The following is a 17,482-nucleotide window of genomic DNA, read 5'->3' as shown; positions in this document are numbered from 1 at the left end:
CTGCCTCCGCGACCGTCCTGCGGGTCAGGCCAGGTTCACCCGTCAGCGTAATGGTGAACCGTCCTCGACGGGTGCCGTGGGCCGGGCGGCTACAACGCGCTGATCCGGTCGGCGGCGGCGACGGTGGCGGAGCCGAGATCGCTCAGCGCCGCCGCCGACAAGCGGGTGTCGGGGCAGCTCACGACCGCGGCGACCACCGCGCCACGCGCATCGCGCACCGGTGCGGCGAGGGTGACGACGGCGTTCTCGGGTCCGAGCTCGTCGGGCAGGTAGTCGATGGTGATCAGTTCGGTGATGACCGAGCCCAGTTGTGCGCGCAGCGCGGCGGTGATCGGCGACTCCCGCAGGCCCGCCAGCACTTCCAGCATCGGCGTCGAATCGTCGACGAGCCGTTCGACCGAGTAGCCGCGGGCACGGATCTCGGCGAGGACGCGGGCCAGGCGATCGCGGTGGACCGGATCGGCGGTCGCGAGCCACGCCTGCCGGGCCGGCTCGGGCGCCCAGGCGACGAATTCACGGCAGACAGGCGGCGCGAGCGGGAGCCTGCGGCCAGGGCGGATCCAGCCCGCGGACGGGTTCCCGACGACCTCGGTGACCACGATGCTGTCCCCGTCGCGTTCGGCGAGGAACACCGGATCACCGGTGCGCTCGAACAGGGCGCGCAGGTGGGGCGCCGCGGTGCGGCGCAGCGGGAAGGCCGCTTCGGCTCGGCGGGCGACGGTCAGCAGGCGCAGACCGATGCCGTAGCAGCCGTCGTCGTCGCGCACGGTCCAGCCGTCCGCGGTGAGCTGGGTGAGCACCGCGTGCGCGGTGGCTCTGGACAATCCCGCTTCGCGAACGATCCGGGCCAGGGACAGCCGATCGGTCGGGTGCCGCGAGAGCAGCTCGAGCACCTTGACGACCCGTTGGGTCGGCGGTGATGCGACACCCACTTCGCCCACCGAATCAGCGGTCGCCTCTTGACCGGCGCGCTCGGCCCGGCTTATCGTCGGTGTCACAATATCGAACAATAGCGTCGAATATTCGACATTGCAACCCGGCGATGGAAGTTCTGCCGCCGGAGCAGCGAACGAAGTAGGTGAACAGTGCAGACGGGGTACGAGTTGTCGCATCTGGCGGCCTTGGAGGCCGAGTCGGTGCACATCTTCCGGGAGGTGGCGGCCACGTTCGAGCGGCCGGTGCTGTTGTTTTCCGGTGGCAAGGATTCGGCGGTGCTGTTGCACCTGGCGCGGCGGGCCTTCTGGCCCGCGCCGCTGCCGTTTCCGCTGCTGCACGTGGACACCGGGCACAATTTCGACGAGGTGATCGAGTTCCGCGATCGGACCGCCGACCGCACCGGCGCGCGGCTGCTGGTCGCACGGGTCCAGGACGACATCGACGCGGGCCGCTCGGTGGAACGCCCCGGCAGCACCCGCAATCCGTTGCAGACCACCACCTTGCTGCGGGCGATCGGTGAACACCGTTTCGACGCCGTGTTCGGTGGCGCGCGCCGCGACGAGGAGAAGGCACGGGCCAAGGAGCGCGTCTTCAGCTTCCGCAACCGTTTCGGCGAGTGGGATCCGCGGGCGCAGCGGCCCGAGGTGTGGAACCTCTACAACGGGCGGCATCAGCAGGGCGAGCACATCCGCGTGTTCCCGCTGTCGAACTGGACCGAGCTCGACATCTGGGAGTACATCGACCGCGAGGCCGTCGAGCTGCCGACGCTGTACTACGCGCATCGGCGCCAGGTCGTCGAACGCGACGGCATGCTGTTGTCGGCGGGCCGGTTCATCACCCCGCAACCGGGTGAGCGCACGTTCGAGGCGACCGTGCGCTTCCGCACCGTCGGCGACGCCACCTGCACCGGGTGCGTGGAGAGTGACGCGGACACCGCGGCGAAGGTGATCGCCGAGACCGCCGCCACCCGGCTGACCGAGCGCGGCGCCACCCGCGCCGACGACCGGATCTCCGAGACCGGCATGGAAGACCGCAAGCGAGAGGGCTACTTCTGATGAGCCGCAACCTGTTACGCCTGGCGACCGCGGGCAGCGTCGACGACGGCAAGTCGACCCTCATCGGCAGGCTGCTCTACGACTCCAAGTCGCTGTTCGACGACCAGCTGGCCGCGATCGAGCGGGTGAGCACCGAACGCGGCGGCGACTCGGCCGATCTCGCGCTCGTCACCGACGGGCTGCGCGCCGAACGCGAGCAGGGCATCACCATCGACGTCGCCTACCGCTATGTGACGACACCGCGGCGCAAATTCGTCATCGCCGACACTCCGGGCCATGTGCAGTACACCCGCAACATGGTCACCGGCGCGTCCACCGCCGACCTCGCGCTGATCCTGGTCGACGCCCGTACCGGGGTGTCCGAGCAGACCCGCAGGCACGCCTTTCTGGCCACCCTGCTCGGGGTGCCGCACCTGGTGGTGTGCGTGAACAAGATGGATCTGGTCGACTGGTCGCAGGAGCGGTTCGAGGAGATCCGCACCGAATTCGCCGCGTTCGCCGCGAAATTGACGGTCGGTGACCTGAGTTTCGTTCCTGTCTCGGCCCTGCTCGGCGACAATGTCGTCGAGAGCTCCGGGCATATGGACTGGTATCCCGGACCACCGCTGCTGCGCCACCTCGAGGACGTGCACATCGCCTCGGACCGCAATCTCATCGATGCGCGGCTGCCGATCCAGTACGTCATCCGGGCTCAGCAGGGCCTCGACCATCGCAGCTACGCGGGCACCGTCGCAGGCGGCATCTTCAAGCCCGGTGACGAAGTGGTGGTGCTGCCCGCCGGGCATTCCTCGCGGGTGCGCGAGATCTGGGGGCCGGGCGGGACCAAGGTCGACGAGGCGTTCACCGGCATGGCGATCTCGCTGACGCTCGACGACGAGATCGACATCGGCCGTGGCGATCTGCTGGCCAGGCCGGGCAACCGCCCGCAACAGGGCGCCGATCTGGACGCGATGGTGTGCTGGTTCTCCGAGACCACGCAGTTGCGCGAGGGCGCGCGGTATCTGGTGCGCACCGCGGCACAGACCTCACCCGCGGAAGTCACCGCCATCGAGTACCAGCTCGACGTCAACACCTTGCACCGGGTCGAGGACGTGGACGCGTTGTCGCTCAACGACATCGCCCGGGTCCGGCTGCGCAGCAGGCAACCGCTGCTGTTCGATCCGTACCGGGAGAACCGGCGCACCGGCAGTTTCATCCTGATCGACCCGGTGACCGATCAGACGGTCGCCGCGGGCATGGTCACCGGACGCGACACCGGCGCGCACGCCGCACCGGCGACGGTGGTCTGGCATCGCTCGGCGGTGACCCGCGAGGATCGCACGCACTCCGGCGCCACGATCTGGCTGACCGGCCTGTCGGGCTCGGGGAAGTCCACGATCGCGGTCGAGGTGGAGCGTCAGCTGGTCGCGGCGGGTCGCGCGGCCTACCTGCTCGACGGTGACAATCTGCGGCACGGCCTCAACGCCGGTCTCGGCTTCTCCCCCGCCGACCGGGACGAGAACGTGCGCCGGGTCGCGGAAGTCGCGGCATTGTTCGCCGATTCGGGTGCGGTCGCCATCGTGTCGGTGATCAGCCCGTTCGCCGAGCAGCGTGCCCGCGCACGCACCACGCACGCCGAGCGGACGTTGCCGTTCCACGAGGTCTTCGTCGACACGCCGCTGCCGGAATGCGAACGGCGCGACCCCAAGGGGCTCTACGCCAAGGCTCGCGCCGGTGAGCTGCCCGGTTTCACCGGTATCAGCTCGCCGTACGAACGACCCGAGCACGCCGATCTCGTCATCACCCCCGATCTCGGCTCTCCCGCCGACATCGCCGCCCATATCCTCCGAGAGCTAGGAATCGCAGACCGTTGACCCACTCCAGTACCGCCACCGAAGCCGGGAGCACCGCGCCACCGGAGCCGCTCACCGCGCCGTTCACGGCCGCGGTGGCTCAGGCCGAAAAGCTCATCGCCGGCGCCGAATTCGTGCGTAGCGAGACCGATCTCGCCGAGGGCTACGACTACCTCGCCGCGAGCGTCGCCGCCTGTCTGCGGCTCTCCGGCGCGCACGGCACCAGCCATCCGTATTTCGTGTCGTCGACCGGGCCGTACGCCAAGATGGGCCTGGACAATCCGGACACGCTCTATTACCACGCGAACATCGAGCCCGACGCGGAGTACCTGGTGAGCGGCGTGCGCGGCACCACCGTCGACCTCAGTTTCCAAGTGCTCAAGGGTGATTACACCGCGACTGACGTCCCAGGTGGTGAGGACGCCTTCGATGATCGGCGGATTCCGATCGCCGAGGACGGCAGCTTCTCGATCCGGTTCGGCCCTGCCAAGCCGGACGCGGGCCCCGGCTACTTCGCGCTCGGTGAGGGGGCGTCCATGCTGGCCGTGCGTGAGGTCTACAGCGACTGGACCGAGCGCAAGGGCTCGATCCGCATCGAACGGGTCGATACGATCGGCACCGCCCCGATCGAGCCGGATCTGGCGCGGATGCGCAAACGCTACGGCGCCGCGGCGAAGATGCTGCTCACCCGGGTGCACACCTGGTTCAACTTCCCGAAGTGGTTCTATCTGGATCTGCCGGTGAACACCCTCACCACACCGCGGCTCACCCCGGGCGGACTGAGCACCCAGTACTCCTCGGTGGGGCACTTCGATCTCGCCGACGATCAGGCGCTGGTGATCACCGTCCCGAAATCGGATGCGCCGTATCAGGGTTTCCAGCTGGGCAGCCTCTGGTACATCTCGCTCGACTACGTCAACCACCAGACCAGCCTCAATCACGCGCAGGCGCAGGTGGATCCGGACGGGATGATCCGGATGGTGGTGAGCAAGCAGGATCCCGGCATCGCGAACTGGATCGAGACCACCGGGCGCACGCGGGGCATCCTGCAGTTCCGGTGGCAGCGCACCGACCGGCCGATGACCGAGGCCGACGGCCCGACGGTCACCCTCGTGCCGGTCACCGAGGTCGCACAGCACCTCCCCCATATCGAAGACAACCGGATCGACGCCGCAGGCTGGCGTGACCGGATCGCCGCCCGGCAGCGGGCTTTCGCAGAAAGGATGCTCGGATGAGCGGGGCTTTGTTGGATGGAAAAGTCGTCGTCGTTTCCGGGGTCGGTCCCGGGCTCGGCCGGTCGATCTGCCTGGAGGCCGCCGCCGCGGGCGCGATGGTGGTGCTGGCGGCGCGGACCGAATCGCGGCTGCTCGAGGTGGCCGCCGAGATCGGGGCGGCAGGTGGCGCCACGCTGAGCGTGCCCACCGACATCACCGACGAGGCAGCGGTCCAGAATCTGGTGGCGAAGACCGTCGAGACCTTCGGGCGGGTGGACGCGCTGGTGAACAACGCGTTCTCCGTGCCGTCGATGAAGCCGCTCGACCGTACCGACTTCGACCACATCCGCTCGAGCCTCGACATGACGGTGCTGGGTGGCCTGCGCATGACGCAGGCGTTCACACCCGCCCTCGCCGAGGCCAAAGGCGCTGTGGTGATGATCAATTCGATGGTCGTGCGGCACTCCGAACCGCGGTACGGCAGCTACAAACTCACCAAAGCCGCGTTGCTGGCGATGTCGCAGACCTTGGCGACCGAGCTCGGCGGCAAGGGTGTGCGGGTCAACAGTGTGCTGCCGGGCTACATCTGGACCGACCAGCTGAAGTGGTACTTCGGTCAGGTCGCCGAGAAGTACGGCATCACCGTCGAGCAGGTCTACGAACAGACCGCCTCGAAGTCCGACCTGAAACGGTTGCCCGAGCCCGACGAGATCGCCCGTGCCGTGGTGTTTCTCGCGTCCGACTGGTCCTCGGCGATCACCGGTCAGACCCTCGACGTCAACTGCGGCGAATACCACAACTGAGCAAGGAGTTTCCTTCGATGACCGTGCGCACCGATGTCGGCACCGTGGCTGACCTGCACACCTCAGCCACCAAACTCACCGGTCTCACCGATTTCGGGACCGACGACTACACCGAGGCGTTGCAGGTGCTGCTCGACTCCTATCGCGACGAGGCCGGACTCACCGAGCTCGGCAGCAAGATGTCGCGATTCTTCCTGCGCGGCACACTCGTCGCTCGCGCGCTGAGTGAGGCCGCGTGGGCGGCCAATCCCGGCTATGTCGACACACCCGTCACCCGGCCGATCTTCGTCACCGGTCTGCCTCGGACCGGTACCACCGCGCTGCACCGTCTGCTGGCGGCCGATCCGGCCAACCAGGGTCTGGAGATGTGGCTGACCGACTTCCCGCAGCCGCGCCCGCCACGCGAAACCTGGTCGGAGAATCCGGCCTACCAGCAGATCGACGCGGGCCTGCGGCAGCATCAGGTGCAGAACCCCGAATTCATGGGCCTGCACTACATGAGCGCCTCCGACGTGGAGGAATGCTGGCAGTTGCTGCGGCAGTCGGGCACCTCGCATTCCTACGAATGCCTGGCCTACGTCCCTAGCTACTCGCGGTGGCTGGCCGGCCAGGACTGGACGCCCGCCTACGCGCGCCACCGTCGCAACCTGCAGCTGATCGGCATGAACGACACCCGCCGCTGGGTTCTCAAGAACCCCAGTCACCTGTTCTGCCTGGACGCCCTGCTCGCCGTCTACCCGGACGCCGTCGTCATCCAGACCCACCGCGACCCCGCCACCATCATCCCGTCGGTGTGCAGCCTCAACGAACACGCCACCCGCGGCTGGTCGACCACTTTCACCGGCGAGACCATCGGCCGTACCCAGCTCGACCTGTGGGCCCGCGGCCTCTCCGCATTCACCGCGGCCCGCGCCCGCCACACCGACGCCACCTTCATCGACGTCGAGTTCGACGACCTGCGCGCCGACCCCTTCGGCGTCGTCGAACGCATCTACACCCGGATCGGCGCCGATTTCACCGAGGAGGCACGCACCGCCATCACCGCCCTCGACAACGAAAGCCGCACCGGCGACCGCAAACCCACCCACCACTACTCGCTCGCCGACTACGGACTCACCGAGGAGATGGTCGCCGACCGCTTCGGCGCCTGAGCGCCGACGAATGCGCTATTCGACCTCCACCCCGTGCTTGCGTGCCAGGGCGGCGAGGTCGAATTCGTAACCCTGACCGACGGCGCGCAGGCGCCAGGTCTCGCCGCGCAGGTACAGCTCGGCGAGCAACAGGGTTCGTTCGACGGTGGCTGCGTCGAGGGTCGCTCGGATCACGGCGCCCGATTCGAGGCCGGGAGCGACGTCGACTTCGATCGCCCCGACGTCGCCGAAGGTGACGCCGGGAGCGTCGATGGCGGCCGCGAAGACGACGCGGGTGCAGTGTTCGGGAAGGTCATCGAGGGAGATCGTGATGGACTGCTCGGTGGGGCCCTCTTCGGAGAGCCGGGCCCCACCGGCTTCCGGCTGGTTGTAGAACACGAAATCGCCGGAGGCGGCGACCTTCTCGGCACTGTCGACCAGGAAGGCGATCAGGTCGACGGCCGCGTGACCGAGCTGGTTCCACGTGGCGCGCACGGTCCACGATTCCGCCTCCATCGGCAGGTCTACCACCTGGCCCCGCGCCAGCACGGTCGGTTCGGAGGCTGACGGCTCCACTCTGCCCGGCGCAGATTCGGGAGCTGTCGGCGCCGTCGGCTCCAACAGTTCGGCTCCGTGGACAGGTAGCCCCAGCTCGGTTGCCTTCCGTACTCGGCGATCGGTGTCACCGCCCGCGAGAAGCAGCAGATCCGTCACCGAGGCGGACAGGTTCACCGCCGCCGATCCGCCGAGCTCCACAATCCGGGTTCTGCTCGTGGCGGCCTCGTCGTGGGTGCCGCCGAGGACCAGGACCCTGCGTCCCGCCAGCCTGCCCGCGGGCCTGGGAATTCGACGGCGCGGGGGCACCTTGGTGCGCTGGCCCTCCCGGGGAATTCCCGGCTCGGTTGTTGCGAGGAGCTCGAGGAAACGGGTTTCGTCGACGGTAGGCGTCGCGTGCTGGATCGCCTTGATCGCCTTGCTTGTTCCGCAATCGGGCGCGTTGGTGACCAGAACACTCGTCCGGCCGCTGACCATGCTCGTCACGTCGATCCCGGCGGCTTCAGCCCGCGCCACCAACTCCTCGCGCTGGACTCGGGTTTCCCCGGTGAACGCGACTTTCATGCCCTGGCGCAGTGGCCCATCCGGCTCCCAGCGCCCCGGGTAGGCGTACACACACGACTGCTTCGGGCCGCGGCGCTCGGTCACCCACGCAGTCTGCGCCGGGCTGTCTGTGTCCGGCGTGCACGTCAGCAGGGGCGGGGCGATGCCAAGGCGGGCCGCATCGGCCACCAGCGCGCGCAGCACGTTCGCGAGGACGCGGGTGTCGTCCAGAGCGTCGTGCGCCTTCTGCTGCGGCACACCGTAGTAGTCGGCCAGCGTACCCAGCTTGTAGTCCGGAGTCGGCAGTCCGACCCGACGGGCGAACGCCAGCGTGCACAGTCGCCGCTGAACCGGGAGTATCCCGCCGGCCCGCTGGAACTCCGTCGCAAGGAAGCCGAAGTCGAACACCGCGTTGTGCGCCACCAGGACCCGGCCGTCCAGCATCGACGACAGTTGCTCGTGCACCTGCGCGAATCGCGGTGAGCCGCGCAGCACCTCGGCGGTGAGACCGTGGACATGGACTGGACCCGGGTCGCACCCGGGATCCACCAGGGTGTGGAACTCACGGGTCACCTGTCCCGTGCTGTCCAACGTGAGTGCGGCAACCGATAGCACCCGGTGTCGCCGCGGCTGGAGTCCTGAGGTCTCGACATCCACCACGGTGAATTCCCCGAAGCCGGAGGTCTGCTGTTGCTCGTCGCGACGTGTCATCGGTTGCATGAGCATCGCATCGTCATCGAGCGCCGAAATGTTGCAGGCCGCAATGGGATTCAGCGGCCGTTCAGCGCGTCACCCACATTGGTCAGCATCGCGGCTGCGCGCGACAGGACAGCAGGCCTGTGTTCGGCGGGTGGGTTACGGACGTGGGCCGAAGAACTCGGCTCGCGCCGCGGTGACACGGGCCTGCGCCTGTGCCGCGCTCTGAAAGCTCAGCGCGGCCGATCCGCCGCCGGCTATTCCTAGCGCGAGGAGTCCGCCGATTACCGACAGGAGATTCGGCGCGGGGAGGGCGTCCGTGGCGCTGGTGGGTGTGACGTCGTGCGAGGGTACCGGCGCGTCACTGCTCTGGGCCACTGGAGCGTGCGGCGCCCCACCTTCACCGGGTGGTGCGGCCGGAGCAGGTACGGACGGTCCGGGTGCTTCGGGGGCAGGCGGGGACGGCGCAGCGGGGGCCCGGCCGCTGGGGTCGGGCTCTTCGGCCGTCGCTTCGGGCTCGGTTCCGTTGCCTAGGTTGGGGTTCACATAGTTGCCCTGATTCCCGCCCCCGTAACCCTGATTGCCGTTCCCGCTTCCCGGGTTCGGGTTGCCGTTGTTGCCCTGATTCCCGCCCCCGTTACCCTGGTTACCGTTCCCGCTTCCCGGGTTCGGGTTGCCGTTGTTGCCCTGATTCCCGCCCCCGTTACCCTGATTGCCGTTCCCGCTTCCCGGGTTCGGGTTGCCGTTGTTGCCCTGATTCCCGCCCCCGTTACCCTGGTTACCGTTCCCGCTTCCCGGGTTCGAGTTCCCGTTGTTCCCCTGATTCCCGCCCCCATTTCCATTGCCACCCCCATTGCCATTGCCGCCCCCATTGCCATTGCCGCCCGGTCCAGCCGCCAGCTGGACGCCGCCGTTTCCTCCGACTCCGTGCGCCCTGGAGATCCCATTCCCGCCGGGCCAATCCCCAGCTTCGCCGATGATGCTCGCCCCCACGCGTGTGGTGAGTCCCGGTTCGGCGGCCGCGACACCGCTGTCGCCGAGCAGGCCGAGGCATCCCGCGGCCCCCGCTGTGAGAATTCGTTTCGTCAGACCGGCCGTCCCGCGCACGTTGCCCCCTCATCGAGATATCGGATCACACGATTGCGGATCGGATCCGGCAGACCGCACGTTACGCACCGTGGTCGTCGCCCACGCAGCGTCAGGGGCGACGGACCTGGGCATACCAGTCGAGGAGGGCCGGGTGATCGACCGCGGAGGTGTCGAGGACCTGGGATGGGGTAGCGCCCTGCAGGATTCGCTTGATGGGAACCTCCAGCTTCTTGCCGGTCCTGGTGCGGGGCACGCCGGGTGCGGCGATGATCTCGTCGGGGACATGGCGAGGGGACACTTCGGTGCGGATGGTGACGATGATGCGGGATTTCATGTCGTCGGTGAGAGTGGCGCCGGTGGGCAGGACCACGAACAGCGGCATCCAGTAGCCGCCGTCCGGCTGTTCGGCGCCGATGACGAGCGAGTCGACGATGTCGGGGAGTCGGTCGACAGCCTGGTAGATGTCGGCGCTGCCCATGCGGATGCCGTGCCGGTTGAGGGTGGAATCGGAGCGGCCGTGGACGATGACGCTGTGCTGGTCGGTGACGGTGATCCAGTCTCCGTGGCGCCAGACACCGGGGTAGTCCTCGAAATAGGCGGCGCGGTAGCGGGATCCGTCGGGGTCGTTCCAGAAGCGGATCGGCATCGACGGCATGGGTTTCGTGACGACGAGTTCACCGACGGCGCCGTGGACGGGCCTACCCTGGTCGTCCCAGGCTGCCAGTGCGACGCCGAGGTACGGCGCGGACAACTCGCCCGGACGGACGGGGACGGTCGGCGCGCCGCCGGCGAAAGCCGAGACGACGTCGGTGCCGCCGCTGATCGAGGCGACCGGGATGTGGGCGACGACGTTGTCGCGCAACCAGATCGACGAGCTGGCGGGCAGCGCGGAACCGGTGATGCCGATCAGGCGCAGCGCGGACAGATCGTAGTCGCGCCGCGGGACCACGTCGGCCTTCGCGCACGCCAGGACATAGCCGGGGCTGGCGCCGAGCACCGTGACGCGCAGGTGCGCGGCCATGTCCCACAGGGCATCCGGCTTCGGGGCCGTCGGGCTGCCCGGATAGCAGACGATGGTCGCGCCGGCCAGCAGTCCGGCGACCTGGAAGTTCCACATCATCCAGCTCGGGCTGGTGTACCAGAAGAAGGTGTCGTCGGGTCCGATGTCGGACTGCAGTGCCATCGCCTTGAGATGTTCGAGCAGCACGCCGCCGTGGCCGTGCACGATGCCCTTGGGGAGACCGGTCGTCCCCGAGGAGTACAGGACCCACAGCGGGTGATCGAACGCCACCTGCTCGGTGCGCCACCGCGTTCCGTCGTCGGCACTCACCTTGTCCCAGTCGAGCGCGCCGTCGACCACGCCACCCAACCGCGACACCAGCACCGTCGCCCGCAGCCCCGGCAGACCGTCGCGCAGTGCCTCGACCTCGGCGACCCTGTGGTGTTCCTTGCCGCCGAACCGGTAGCCGTCGGTGGTTACCAGCACGGCGGGTTCCAGCTGACCGAGCCGATCCATGGCAGCCTTTGCCGTGTAGTCCTGCCCGCAGGCACTCCACACCGCCCCGAGGCCGGCGGTCGCCAGGAACGCGATCACCGCCTCGGGGATGTTGGGCAGGTAGCCGACTACCCGATCGCCGGGCCGGATACCTAGTTCCCGCAGGGTCCGCGCGAATCCGGCTGCTCGGCCCAGCATTTCGTCCCACGACCACTCCGTGACCGTGCCGCCCTCGTCGACCGAGATGATCGCGGGCCGATCAGTCCGTGCCTGCCGGATAACCTGGTCGACGTAGTTCAACCGCGCACCCGGAAACCACTGTGCCCCAGGCATGTCCGCGTTGGCGAGCACGACGGCGGACCGCTCCCCCAGGGAGAAGTAGTCCCACAGCGCACCCCAGAACCCGGCCAGGTCGTCGACCGACCACTGCCACAGCGCCCGGTAGTCCGGGAGCGCGACCGGGTGCCGCGACTCCACGAACCGTGCGAAATCGGTGATCCGCGCCTTGGCGATGTCCTGCTCGGTCAGCACCCACTGCGGCGCCACGGTCACACTCGTCATCGCGCGCTCCACCCCCCGTCCATGACGTAGGAGGAGCCGGTGACCATCCCCGCGTCGTCGGACGCCAGCCAGGTGACCAGTCGCGCGACCTCCTCCGGTTCGATCAGCCGTTTGATCACGCTCTCGGTGAGCAGCACCTTCTCCACCACTTCCTGTTCGGGGATGCCGTGTGCGACGGCCTGCTCGGCGATCTGCTTGTCCACCAACGGTGTTCGCACGTAGCCGGGGTTCACGCAGTTGCTGGTGACGCCGTGCGGGCCGCCCTCGAGCGCCGTCACCTTCGACAGCCCTTCCAGTGCGTGCTTGGCGGTCACGTACGCCACCTTGAACGGGGACGCGCGCAGCCCGTGGACCGACGAGATATTGACGATGCGCCCGAATCCTTGCTCGTACATGTGCGGCAGCGCGGCGCGGATGAGCAGGAACGGCGCCTCCACCATCAGCGTCTGGATGAGCCGGAACCGCTCGGGCGGGAAGTCCTCGATCGGGCTGACGGTCTGCACGCCTGCGTTGTTCACCAGGATGTCGACCGACAGGCTCAGCTCCGCCAGCGCGCCGACGTCGAGAAGATCCACCGCCCAGGCACTTCCGCCGATCTCGGTGGCCACGGTCTTCGCGCCGACCTCGTCGATATCGGCGACGGTGACCGCCGCCCCGCGCGCGGCCAGCTCGTGCGCGCAGGCCGCCCCGATCCCGCCCGCCGCACCGGTGACCAGCGCCTTGCGTCCGATGAGGTCGGTCATGCCGACACGACCTTGACCTGTGTGGTCGCGGCCACGGTGGCGGCATCGGCGGCGTCGAGGGATTCGAGGTCGATGCCCTTGGTCTCCTTGGCGCACAGCACCGCGACCACCGTGACGACCGACGCCGCCGCCAGATACACCGCGATCGGGACCGAGGAACCGTAGGAGTCGAGCAGCTTGACCGCGATGATCGGCGCGAGCGAACCCGCCACGATCGAGGTGACCTGATAGCCCAGCGACACACCGGAATACCGCATCCGGGTCGGGAACATCTCCGCCATGATCGCGGGCTGACCCGCGTACATCAGGCCGTGGAAGACCAGGCCGATGATGATCGCCGACAGGATCAGCGCGCTGTTGGCGGTGTCCATCAACGGGAAGGCGAAGAAGCCCCAGGTCGCGGCAGCCACCGCACCGACCAGGTAGACGGGGCGGCGGCCGACGCGGTCACCGAGACGACCCGCGAGCGGGATGACCGCCATGTGCACGGCGTGCGCGGCCAGCAGCCACCACAGGATCGTCGTGGTGTCGGCGTGCACGTGCACCTTCAGGTAGGTGATCGAGAACGTGACGACCAGGTAGTACATGATGTTCTCGCCGAAACGCAGTCCCATCGCGGTGAAGACGCCACGCGGGTAGCGGCGCAGCACCTCGAACACGCTGAACGACGTCGCCTCGACCTGTTCCCTGTGCCGCTGCGCCTCGACGAAGATCGGGGCGTCGGTCACCTTGGTGCGCACGTAGTAGCCGACCAGTACGACCACCGCCGACAGCCAGAACGCGACCCGCCAGCCCCAGCTCAGGAACGCGGCCTCGGACAGCGTCGAGGTCAGCACGAGCAGCACGACGGTGGCGAGCAGATTGCCCGCGGGCACACCCGCCTGCGGCCAGCTCGCCCAGAACGCGCGGCTGCGGCTGGGACTGTGCTCGGCGACCAGCAGGACCGCACCACCCCATTCGCCGCCGATCGCGAAGCCCTGGATGAACCGCAGCGTCACCAGCATGGCCGGCGCCCAATAGCCGATCTGGGTGAAGGTGGGCAGACAGCCCATCAGGAAGGTCGCGCCGCCGACCAGGACGAGACTCAGTTGCAGCAGCTGCTTGCGGCCGTAGCGGTCGCCGAAGTAGCCGAAGACGATGCCGCCGAGCGGGCGGGCCGCGAAGCCGACGGCGTAGGTGACGAAGGCCGCGAGGATCGCATCGAGATCGCTGGTCCCCTTGGCGAAGAACACCTTGCTGAAGACGAGGGTGGCGGCGGTGCCGTAGAGGAAGAATTCGTACCATTCGACGACGGTGCCTGCCATCGAGGCGGCCACCACCCGGCGCAGACCGCTGGGTGCCCCGCCCGGATCGTCGCCGGCCTGCTTGGTCGCGTTGCTGACGCTCATCACTACTCCTTGGTGATCACGACCACACCACCGCATGAATGTGACATGGCCCACTAGCACTGGGGAGAGTATTCGTGCAGATCGGATTCGGTCGCAATGGCCAAGTTCGCACCGCGCATCTGCAAGGATGCAGAAATGAGCGCGACCTCGCCTGATCCGGGTCGGCGTCCCAGCGCCGACGACCTGCTGGTTCTCCTGGCCGTCGGCCGGTCGGGGCGGTATGTCGCCGCCGCGGAGGAGCTGGGAATCAACCACACGACGATCTCGCGGCGGATCGCCGCACTCGAGCGGGCGGTCGGCGGACGGGTGCTGACCAAGGCCACCAGCGGCTGGGAACTGACGGACCTGGGGCGGGCGGCGCTGTCGGCGGCCGAGACGATCGAGGCCGCGGTGCGTTCGCTCGGTGCGACCGATGGCGAGCGGGAACTCGAAGGGGTGGTTCGGCTTTCGGCCACCGACGGCTTCAGCGCGTATCTGGCGGCCCCGGCCGCCGCGCGCGTGCAGCGCAAGCATCCGCGAGTGGCGGTGGAGATCATCGCGACGACACGGCGCGCGTCCACCCAGCGCAGTGGGCTCGATATCGAGGTGGTGGTCGGCCAGCCCCAGGTCCATCGGGCCGAGGCGATCAGGCTGGGTGACTACAGCTTGGGCCTCTACGCCGCGCGCGACTACCTCGCCGACCGCGGCACACCGGAGACGATCGAGGACCTGCGCCGCTACCCGCTCGTCTACTTCATCGAATCGATCCTGCAGGTCGACGATCTCGACCTGGCCACCAGCTTCGCACCCGCCATGCGCCAATCCGTCTCCTCGACCAATGTTTTCGTCCACGTCGAGGCCACCAGGGCCGCGGCGGGGATCGGCCTGCTGCCCTGCTTCATGGCCGACCGCCACGACGATCTGGTGCGCGTGCTCGGCGAGCAGGTGCGGGTGCGGCTCACCTACTGGCTCGTCACACGCGCGGAGACACTGCGCCGCCCCGAGGTCGCCGCGGTCGTCGATGCCCTGCGCGCCACGGTCGACGAGCGGCGCGCGGAACTACTCGGGGATCAGCGTGGGTCGGGGCAGCGGCCCGCGTAGTGGCTCAGGCCCAGGCCGTTGCTGCTCTTGCTGCGGCCGACCGGACCGTTCTTGGCCGAGCGCAACCAGGTGCCCGCGGTGTCGAGGACCGGCATCTTCTCGCTGAAGGCGCGACTGTAGCGCGTGGTGCCGTCGACGGTCAGAACGCCGTCACGGACATCGATGTGGGCGACGGTGGCCCAGAAGGAGTTCTTGCCGTTGCCGATGACGACGGTGATCTGGTCGGCGTCGGGGCCCGGGAAACCGTCCGGGCCGGGGCGGCCGTAGCGGACACGGACGCGGGGCCGACCGAAGGTGTCGATGGCGCCCGCGCCGTTGTCGACGGACTGGTAGACGTTGAGCAGCAGATCGCCGTTCTCGGTGGGGCGCACGACAACCTGCTCGGTCGCGGGGAGGTTGTGCGCGCCGGGACCGCGGCTGTCGCCCTGGTGGTGGATGAACGGCCAGGCGGCGAGGTCGCCCTGGTGGCCCTTCTCGCCGCTGATCACCACGTAGTCGCCGGTGATCTCGTTGCGGCAGAAGAAGTACACGTCGAGGTCGCCCTTGCCGAACTTCGTCACGCGCCCGGCCGGGTCGTACTGCGCGCCGCGCCCGTCCCATTCGAGACCGACGGTGAGTACGTAGCCGGGGTCGCCCTTGCGCAGGTCGATGCTGGCGCGTTTGTCGAGCGAGTCCTTGGTGAGAACCACGTCGACCTTGCGCAGATCGACCGCGGGCGCGACCGGAACAGGTTGCGGCACACCAGCAGGCGGCACGCTCGGCTCCTCGTCGACGGCGATCCCGTGCTCGGTCGCGAACGCCGCGAGCCCGGCGCTGTATCCCTGCCCGATCGCGTCGAGCCGCCATCCGCTCCCGCGCCGATACAACGCGACGGCCTGCAGCACGGTCTCCGAATCCAGTCCGGATGGTACGAAACTCAGCGTCTGCGCGGTGCCCGTGACCGACACTCGCAACCCGGTGACCTCCCCGAACCGCATGCCCTGCGCTTCGGTGCTGCCGGCGATCACCACCCGATGAATATCGGCGGGCACTGCCGAAAGATCCACCGACACCACGGCATCGGACTCCAACCGCACACCCGGCGCCGCCGGATTGTTGAAGAACACGAAATCGGCGTCGGAACGCACCCGGCCATCGGCCGTCACCAGCACCGCCGACACATCCACCGCTCCGGCCGGGCCGTCGAGGTCGATGCGCACCGTGTACCGGCCCTCGACCAGATCGGTCTTGGACCCCTTGGCCACCTCGGCCACCGTTGCGCTCTCCGTCATGACGCCGCCCTCCACCGGTCGATTGCCGCGCCGAGCAACCGCTACCAGCGCGATCAGGCCAACGGTACTCCCGCGGAGCGGGATCGGCCCTGCGTCCGCACCAGTGAGCTCGGGGCTCGTTGGCTTCGATCACAGCAATCGCGGGGAACAGTGGCGGTGCGCAGCCGTCTGTCGTTCACTGGTCTGCATGGACGTCCGTGAACTGATCGACCACAAGCTGGGTCGCCGGGTCTCGGTGGTGGTGCCCGCACTCGACGACGAGGACACCGTCGCCGGGGTGATCGCCGCCGCGCGGCCCTGGCTCGGCGGGCTGGTCGACGAACTACTTGTCCTCGACGCCGGCTCGGCCGATCGCACCATCGCACGGGCACGGGCGGCGGGCGCCACGGTCTACACCCGGGAGGAGGCGCTGCCCGCCGTGGTCCCGAGGCCGGGGAAAGGCGAGGTGCTGTGGCGCTCGCTCGCGGTGTGCACGGGTGATCTGATCGTCTTCCTCGACGCCGATCTCGTCGAGCCGAATCCGTCGTTCGTGCCCTCCCTGCTCGCGCCGCTGCTCGATGATCCCGGTCTGGCGCTGGTGAAGGGGTACTACCGGCGGCCGCTGGCGAGCGCGACGGGCGTCGACGCCGACGGCGGCGGACGGGTGACGCAGCTGGTGGCCCGCCCGCTGCTCACCGCCCTCGCCCCAGCCCTGGCCGAGATCGTGCAGCCGCTCGGCGGCGAATATGCCGCCACCCGAACGTTTCTCGGTGACATCTCCGTCGCCAGCGGATACGGCGCGGAGATCGGGATCCTCATCGACTGCTGGCAGCGGCACGGACTCTCGGCGATCGCCCAGGTCGACCTCGGCACCCGGGTGCACCGCAGCAGGCCGACCCACGAACTCGCGGTGATGAGCAGACAGGTCGTGGCGACCCTGCTCGACCGGCTCGGCATCCGCGACTCCGGGATCGGGCTCGTGCAGTTCCAGCCGGGTGAAACCGGCTGGCAGCGAACACCGTCCGAGGTCAGCCTCACCGACCGCCCACCGATAACACAGCTGATCGCGGCCCAGCGCGCGAGCACCTGAAACCATGAACGCCGGTCCGGCC

At 68.7% G+C, this 17,482-nt stretch carries 13 protein-coding genes; 7 read left to right on the top strand and 6 right to left on the bottom strand.

The features are described from left to right. Positions 1-89: 89 nt before the first annotated feature. On the bottom strand, positions 90-998 hold the full coding sequence (locus ACWF9G_RS01935; RefSeq protein WP_452512963.1) for an IclR family transcriptional regulator: 909 nt from the start codon (positions 996-998) through the stop codon (positions 90-92). 87 nt (positions 999-1,085) lie between these two features. Between ACWF9G_RS01935 and cysD the strand changes: the two genes are divergently transcribed. From cysD to ACWF9G_RS01910, 5 genes are read left to right on the top strand one after another with little or no spacing between them, the layout of a single operon-like run. Continuing rightward, positions 1,086-1,991: a sulfate adenylyltransferase subunit CysD gene (cysD, locus tag ACWF9G_RS01930; RefSeq protein WP_452512962.1), complete on the top strand. Its 906-nt coding sequence runs from the start codon at positions 1,086-1,088 to the stop codon at positions 1,989-1,991. Next, positions 1,991-3,844: an adenylyl-sulfate kinase gene (gene cysC / locus ACWF9G_RS01925; protein ID WP_452512960.1), complete on the top strand. Its 1,854-nt coding sequence runs from the start codon at positions 1,991-1,993 to the stop codon at positions 3,842-3,844. Before cysD ends, cysC begins: the two co-directional genes overlap by 1 nt. Further along, positions 3,841-5,058, top strand: coding sequence for a hypothetical protein (locus ACWF9G_RS01920; RefSeq protein WP_452512958.1), 1,218 nt, complete (start codon positions 3,841-3,843; stop codon positions 5,056-5,058). The genes cysC and ACWF9G_RS01920 overlap by 4 nt, the downstream gene beginning before the upstream one ends. Next, entirely contained in the window at positions 5,055-5,840 is a 786-nt protein-coding gene (locus tag ACWF9G_RS01915) for an SDR family oxidoreductase (RefSeq protein ID WP_452512956.1), read from the top strand. The genes ACWF9G_RS01920 and ACWF9G_RS01915 overlap by 4 nt, the downstream gene beginning before the upstream one ends. A 17-nt stretch (positions 5,841-5,857) precedes the next feature. Next, on the top strand, positions 5,858-6,991 hold the full coding sequence (locus ACWF9G_RS01910; RefSeq protein WP_452512954.1) for a sulfotransferase family protein: 1,134 nt from the start codon (positions 5,858-5,860) through the stop codon (positions 6,989-6,991). Positions 6,992-7,006: 15 nt separating this feature from the next. Here ACWF9G_RS01910 and ACWF9G_RS01905 read toward each other — a convergent pair whose 3' ends face one another. From ACWF9G_RS01905 to ACWF9G_RS01890, 4 genes are all read right to left on the bottom strand, one after another. Then, complete coding sequence (locus ACWF9G_RS01905; protein WP_452512952.1) at positions 7,007-8,779, bottom strand: exonuclease domain-containing protein; 1,773 nt, start codon at positions 8,777-8,779, stop codon at positions 7,007-7,009. A gap of 1,183 nt (positions 8,780-9,962) precedes the next feature. Beyond that, the gene (locus tag ACWF9G_RS01900) at positions 9,963-11,909 is read right to left on the bottom strand and encodes an acetoacetate--CoA ligase (protein WP_452512951.1); all 1,947 of its coding nucleotides are present in this window, start codon (positions 11,907-11,909) and stop codon (positions 9,963-9,965) included. Then, positions 11,906-12,652 carry a 3-hydroxybutyrate dehydrogenase gene (locus ACWF9G_RS01895; protein WP_452512950.1) on the bottom strand — a complete coding sequence of 249 codons (747 nt, stop codon included), beginning with the start codon at positions 12,650-12,652 and terminating at the stop codon, positions 11,906-11,908. Before ACWF9G_RS01895 ends, ACWF9G_RS01900 begins: the two co-directional genes overlap by 4 nt. Continuing rightward, on the bottom strand, positions 12,649-14,040 hold the full coding sequence (locus ACWF9G_RS01890; RefSeq protein WP_452512948.1) for an MFS transporter: 1,392 nt from the start codon (positions 14,038-14,040) through the stop codon (positions 12,649-12,651). The genes ACWF9G_RS01895 and ACWF9G_RS01890 overlap by 4 nt, the downstream gene beginning before the upstream one ends. A gap of 135 nt (positions 14,041-14,175) precedes the next feature. On the opposite strand from ACWF9G_RS01890, the gene ACWF9G_RS01885 reads away from it, so the two are divergent. Further along, complete coding sequence (locus tag ACWF9G_RS01885; RefSeq protein ID WP_452512946.1) at positions 14,176-15,120, top strand: LysR family transcriptional regulator; 945 nt, start codon at positions 14,176-14,178, stop codon at positions 15,118-15,120. On the opposite strand, the gene ACWF9G_RS01880 is transcribed toward ACWF9G_RS01885, so the two are convergent. Continuing rightward, positions 15,090-16,391, bottom strand: a complete 1,302-nt coding sequence (locus ACWF9G_RS01880; protein ID WP_452512945.1) for a TerD family protein — start codon at positions 16,389-16,391, stop codon at positions 15,090-15,092. The genes ACWF9G_RS01885 and ACWF9G_RS01880 overlap by 31 nt on opposite strands. A 187-nt stretch (positions 16,392-16,578) precedes the next feature. Here ACWF9G_RS01880 and ACWF9G_RS01875 point away from each other — a divergent pair, with 187 nt between their 5' ends. After that, positions 16,579-17,460 (top strand): glucosyl-3-phosphoglycerate synthase, encoded by an 882-nt coding sequence (locus ACWF9G_RS01875; protein WP_452512943.1) that lies wholly within the window; start codon positions 16,579-16,581, stop codon positions 17,458-17,460. Positions 17,461-17,482 lie beyond the last annotated feature (22 nt).

The sequence above is a fragment of the Nocardia sp. NPDC055029 genome, from assembly GCF_053608525.1.
This window is presented reverse-complemented; position numbering and strand designations above follow the sequence as displayed.

Bases quoted from the DNA above. Each gene is read 5' to 3' on its own strand.
- ACWF9G_RS01910 (WP_452512954.1), top strand. From the start codon at position 5,858: ATGACCGTGCGCACCGATGTCGGCACCGTGGCTGACCTGCACACCTCA.
- ACWF9G_RS01915 (WP_452512956.1), top strand. From the start codon at position 5,055: ATGAGCGGGGCTTTGTTGGATGGAAAAGTCGTCGTCGTTTCCGGGGTC.
- ACWF9G_RS01880 (WP_452512945.1), bottom strand. From the start codon at position 16,391: ATGACGGAGAGCGCAACGGTGGCCGAGGTGGCCAAGGGGTCCAAGACC.
- ACWF9G_RS01885 (WP_452512946.1), top strand. From the start codon at position 14,176: ATGAGCGCGACCTCGCCTGATCCGGGTCGGCGTCCCAGCGCCGACGAC.
- cysC (WP_452512960.1), top strand. From the start codon at position 1,991: ATGAGCCGCAACCTGTTACGCCTGGCGACCGCGGGCAGCGTCGACGAC.
- ACWF9G_RS01875 (WP_452512943.1), top strand. From the start codon at position 16,579: ATGGACGTCCGTGAACTGATCGACCACAAGCTGGGTCGCCGGGTCTCG.
- ACWF9G_RS01905 (WP_452512952.1), bottom strand. From the start codon at position 8,779: ATGACACGTCGCGACGAGCAACAGCAGACCTCCGGCTTCGGGGAATTC.
- ACWF9G_RS01895 (WP_452512950.1), bottom strand. From the start codon at position 12,652: ATGACCGACCTCATCGGACGCAAGGCGCTGGTCACCGGTGCGGCGGGC.
- ACWF9G_RS01900 (WP_452512951.1), bottom strand. From the start codon at position 11,909: ATGACGAGTGTGACCGTGGCGCCGCAGTGGGTGCTGACCGAGCAGGAC.
- ACWF9G_RS01890 (WP_452512948.1), bottom strand. From the start codon at position 14,040: ATGAGCGTCAGCAACGCGACCAAGCAGGCCGGCGACGATCCGGGCGGG.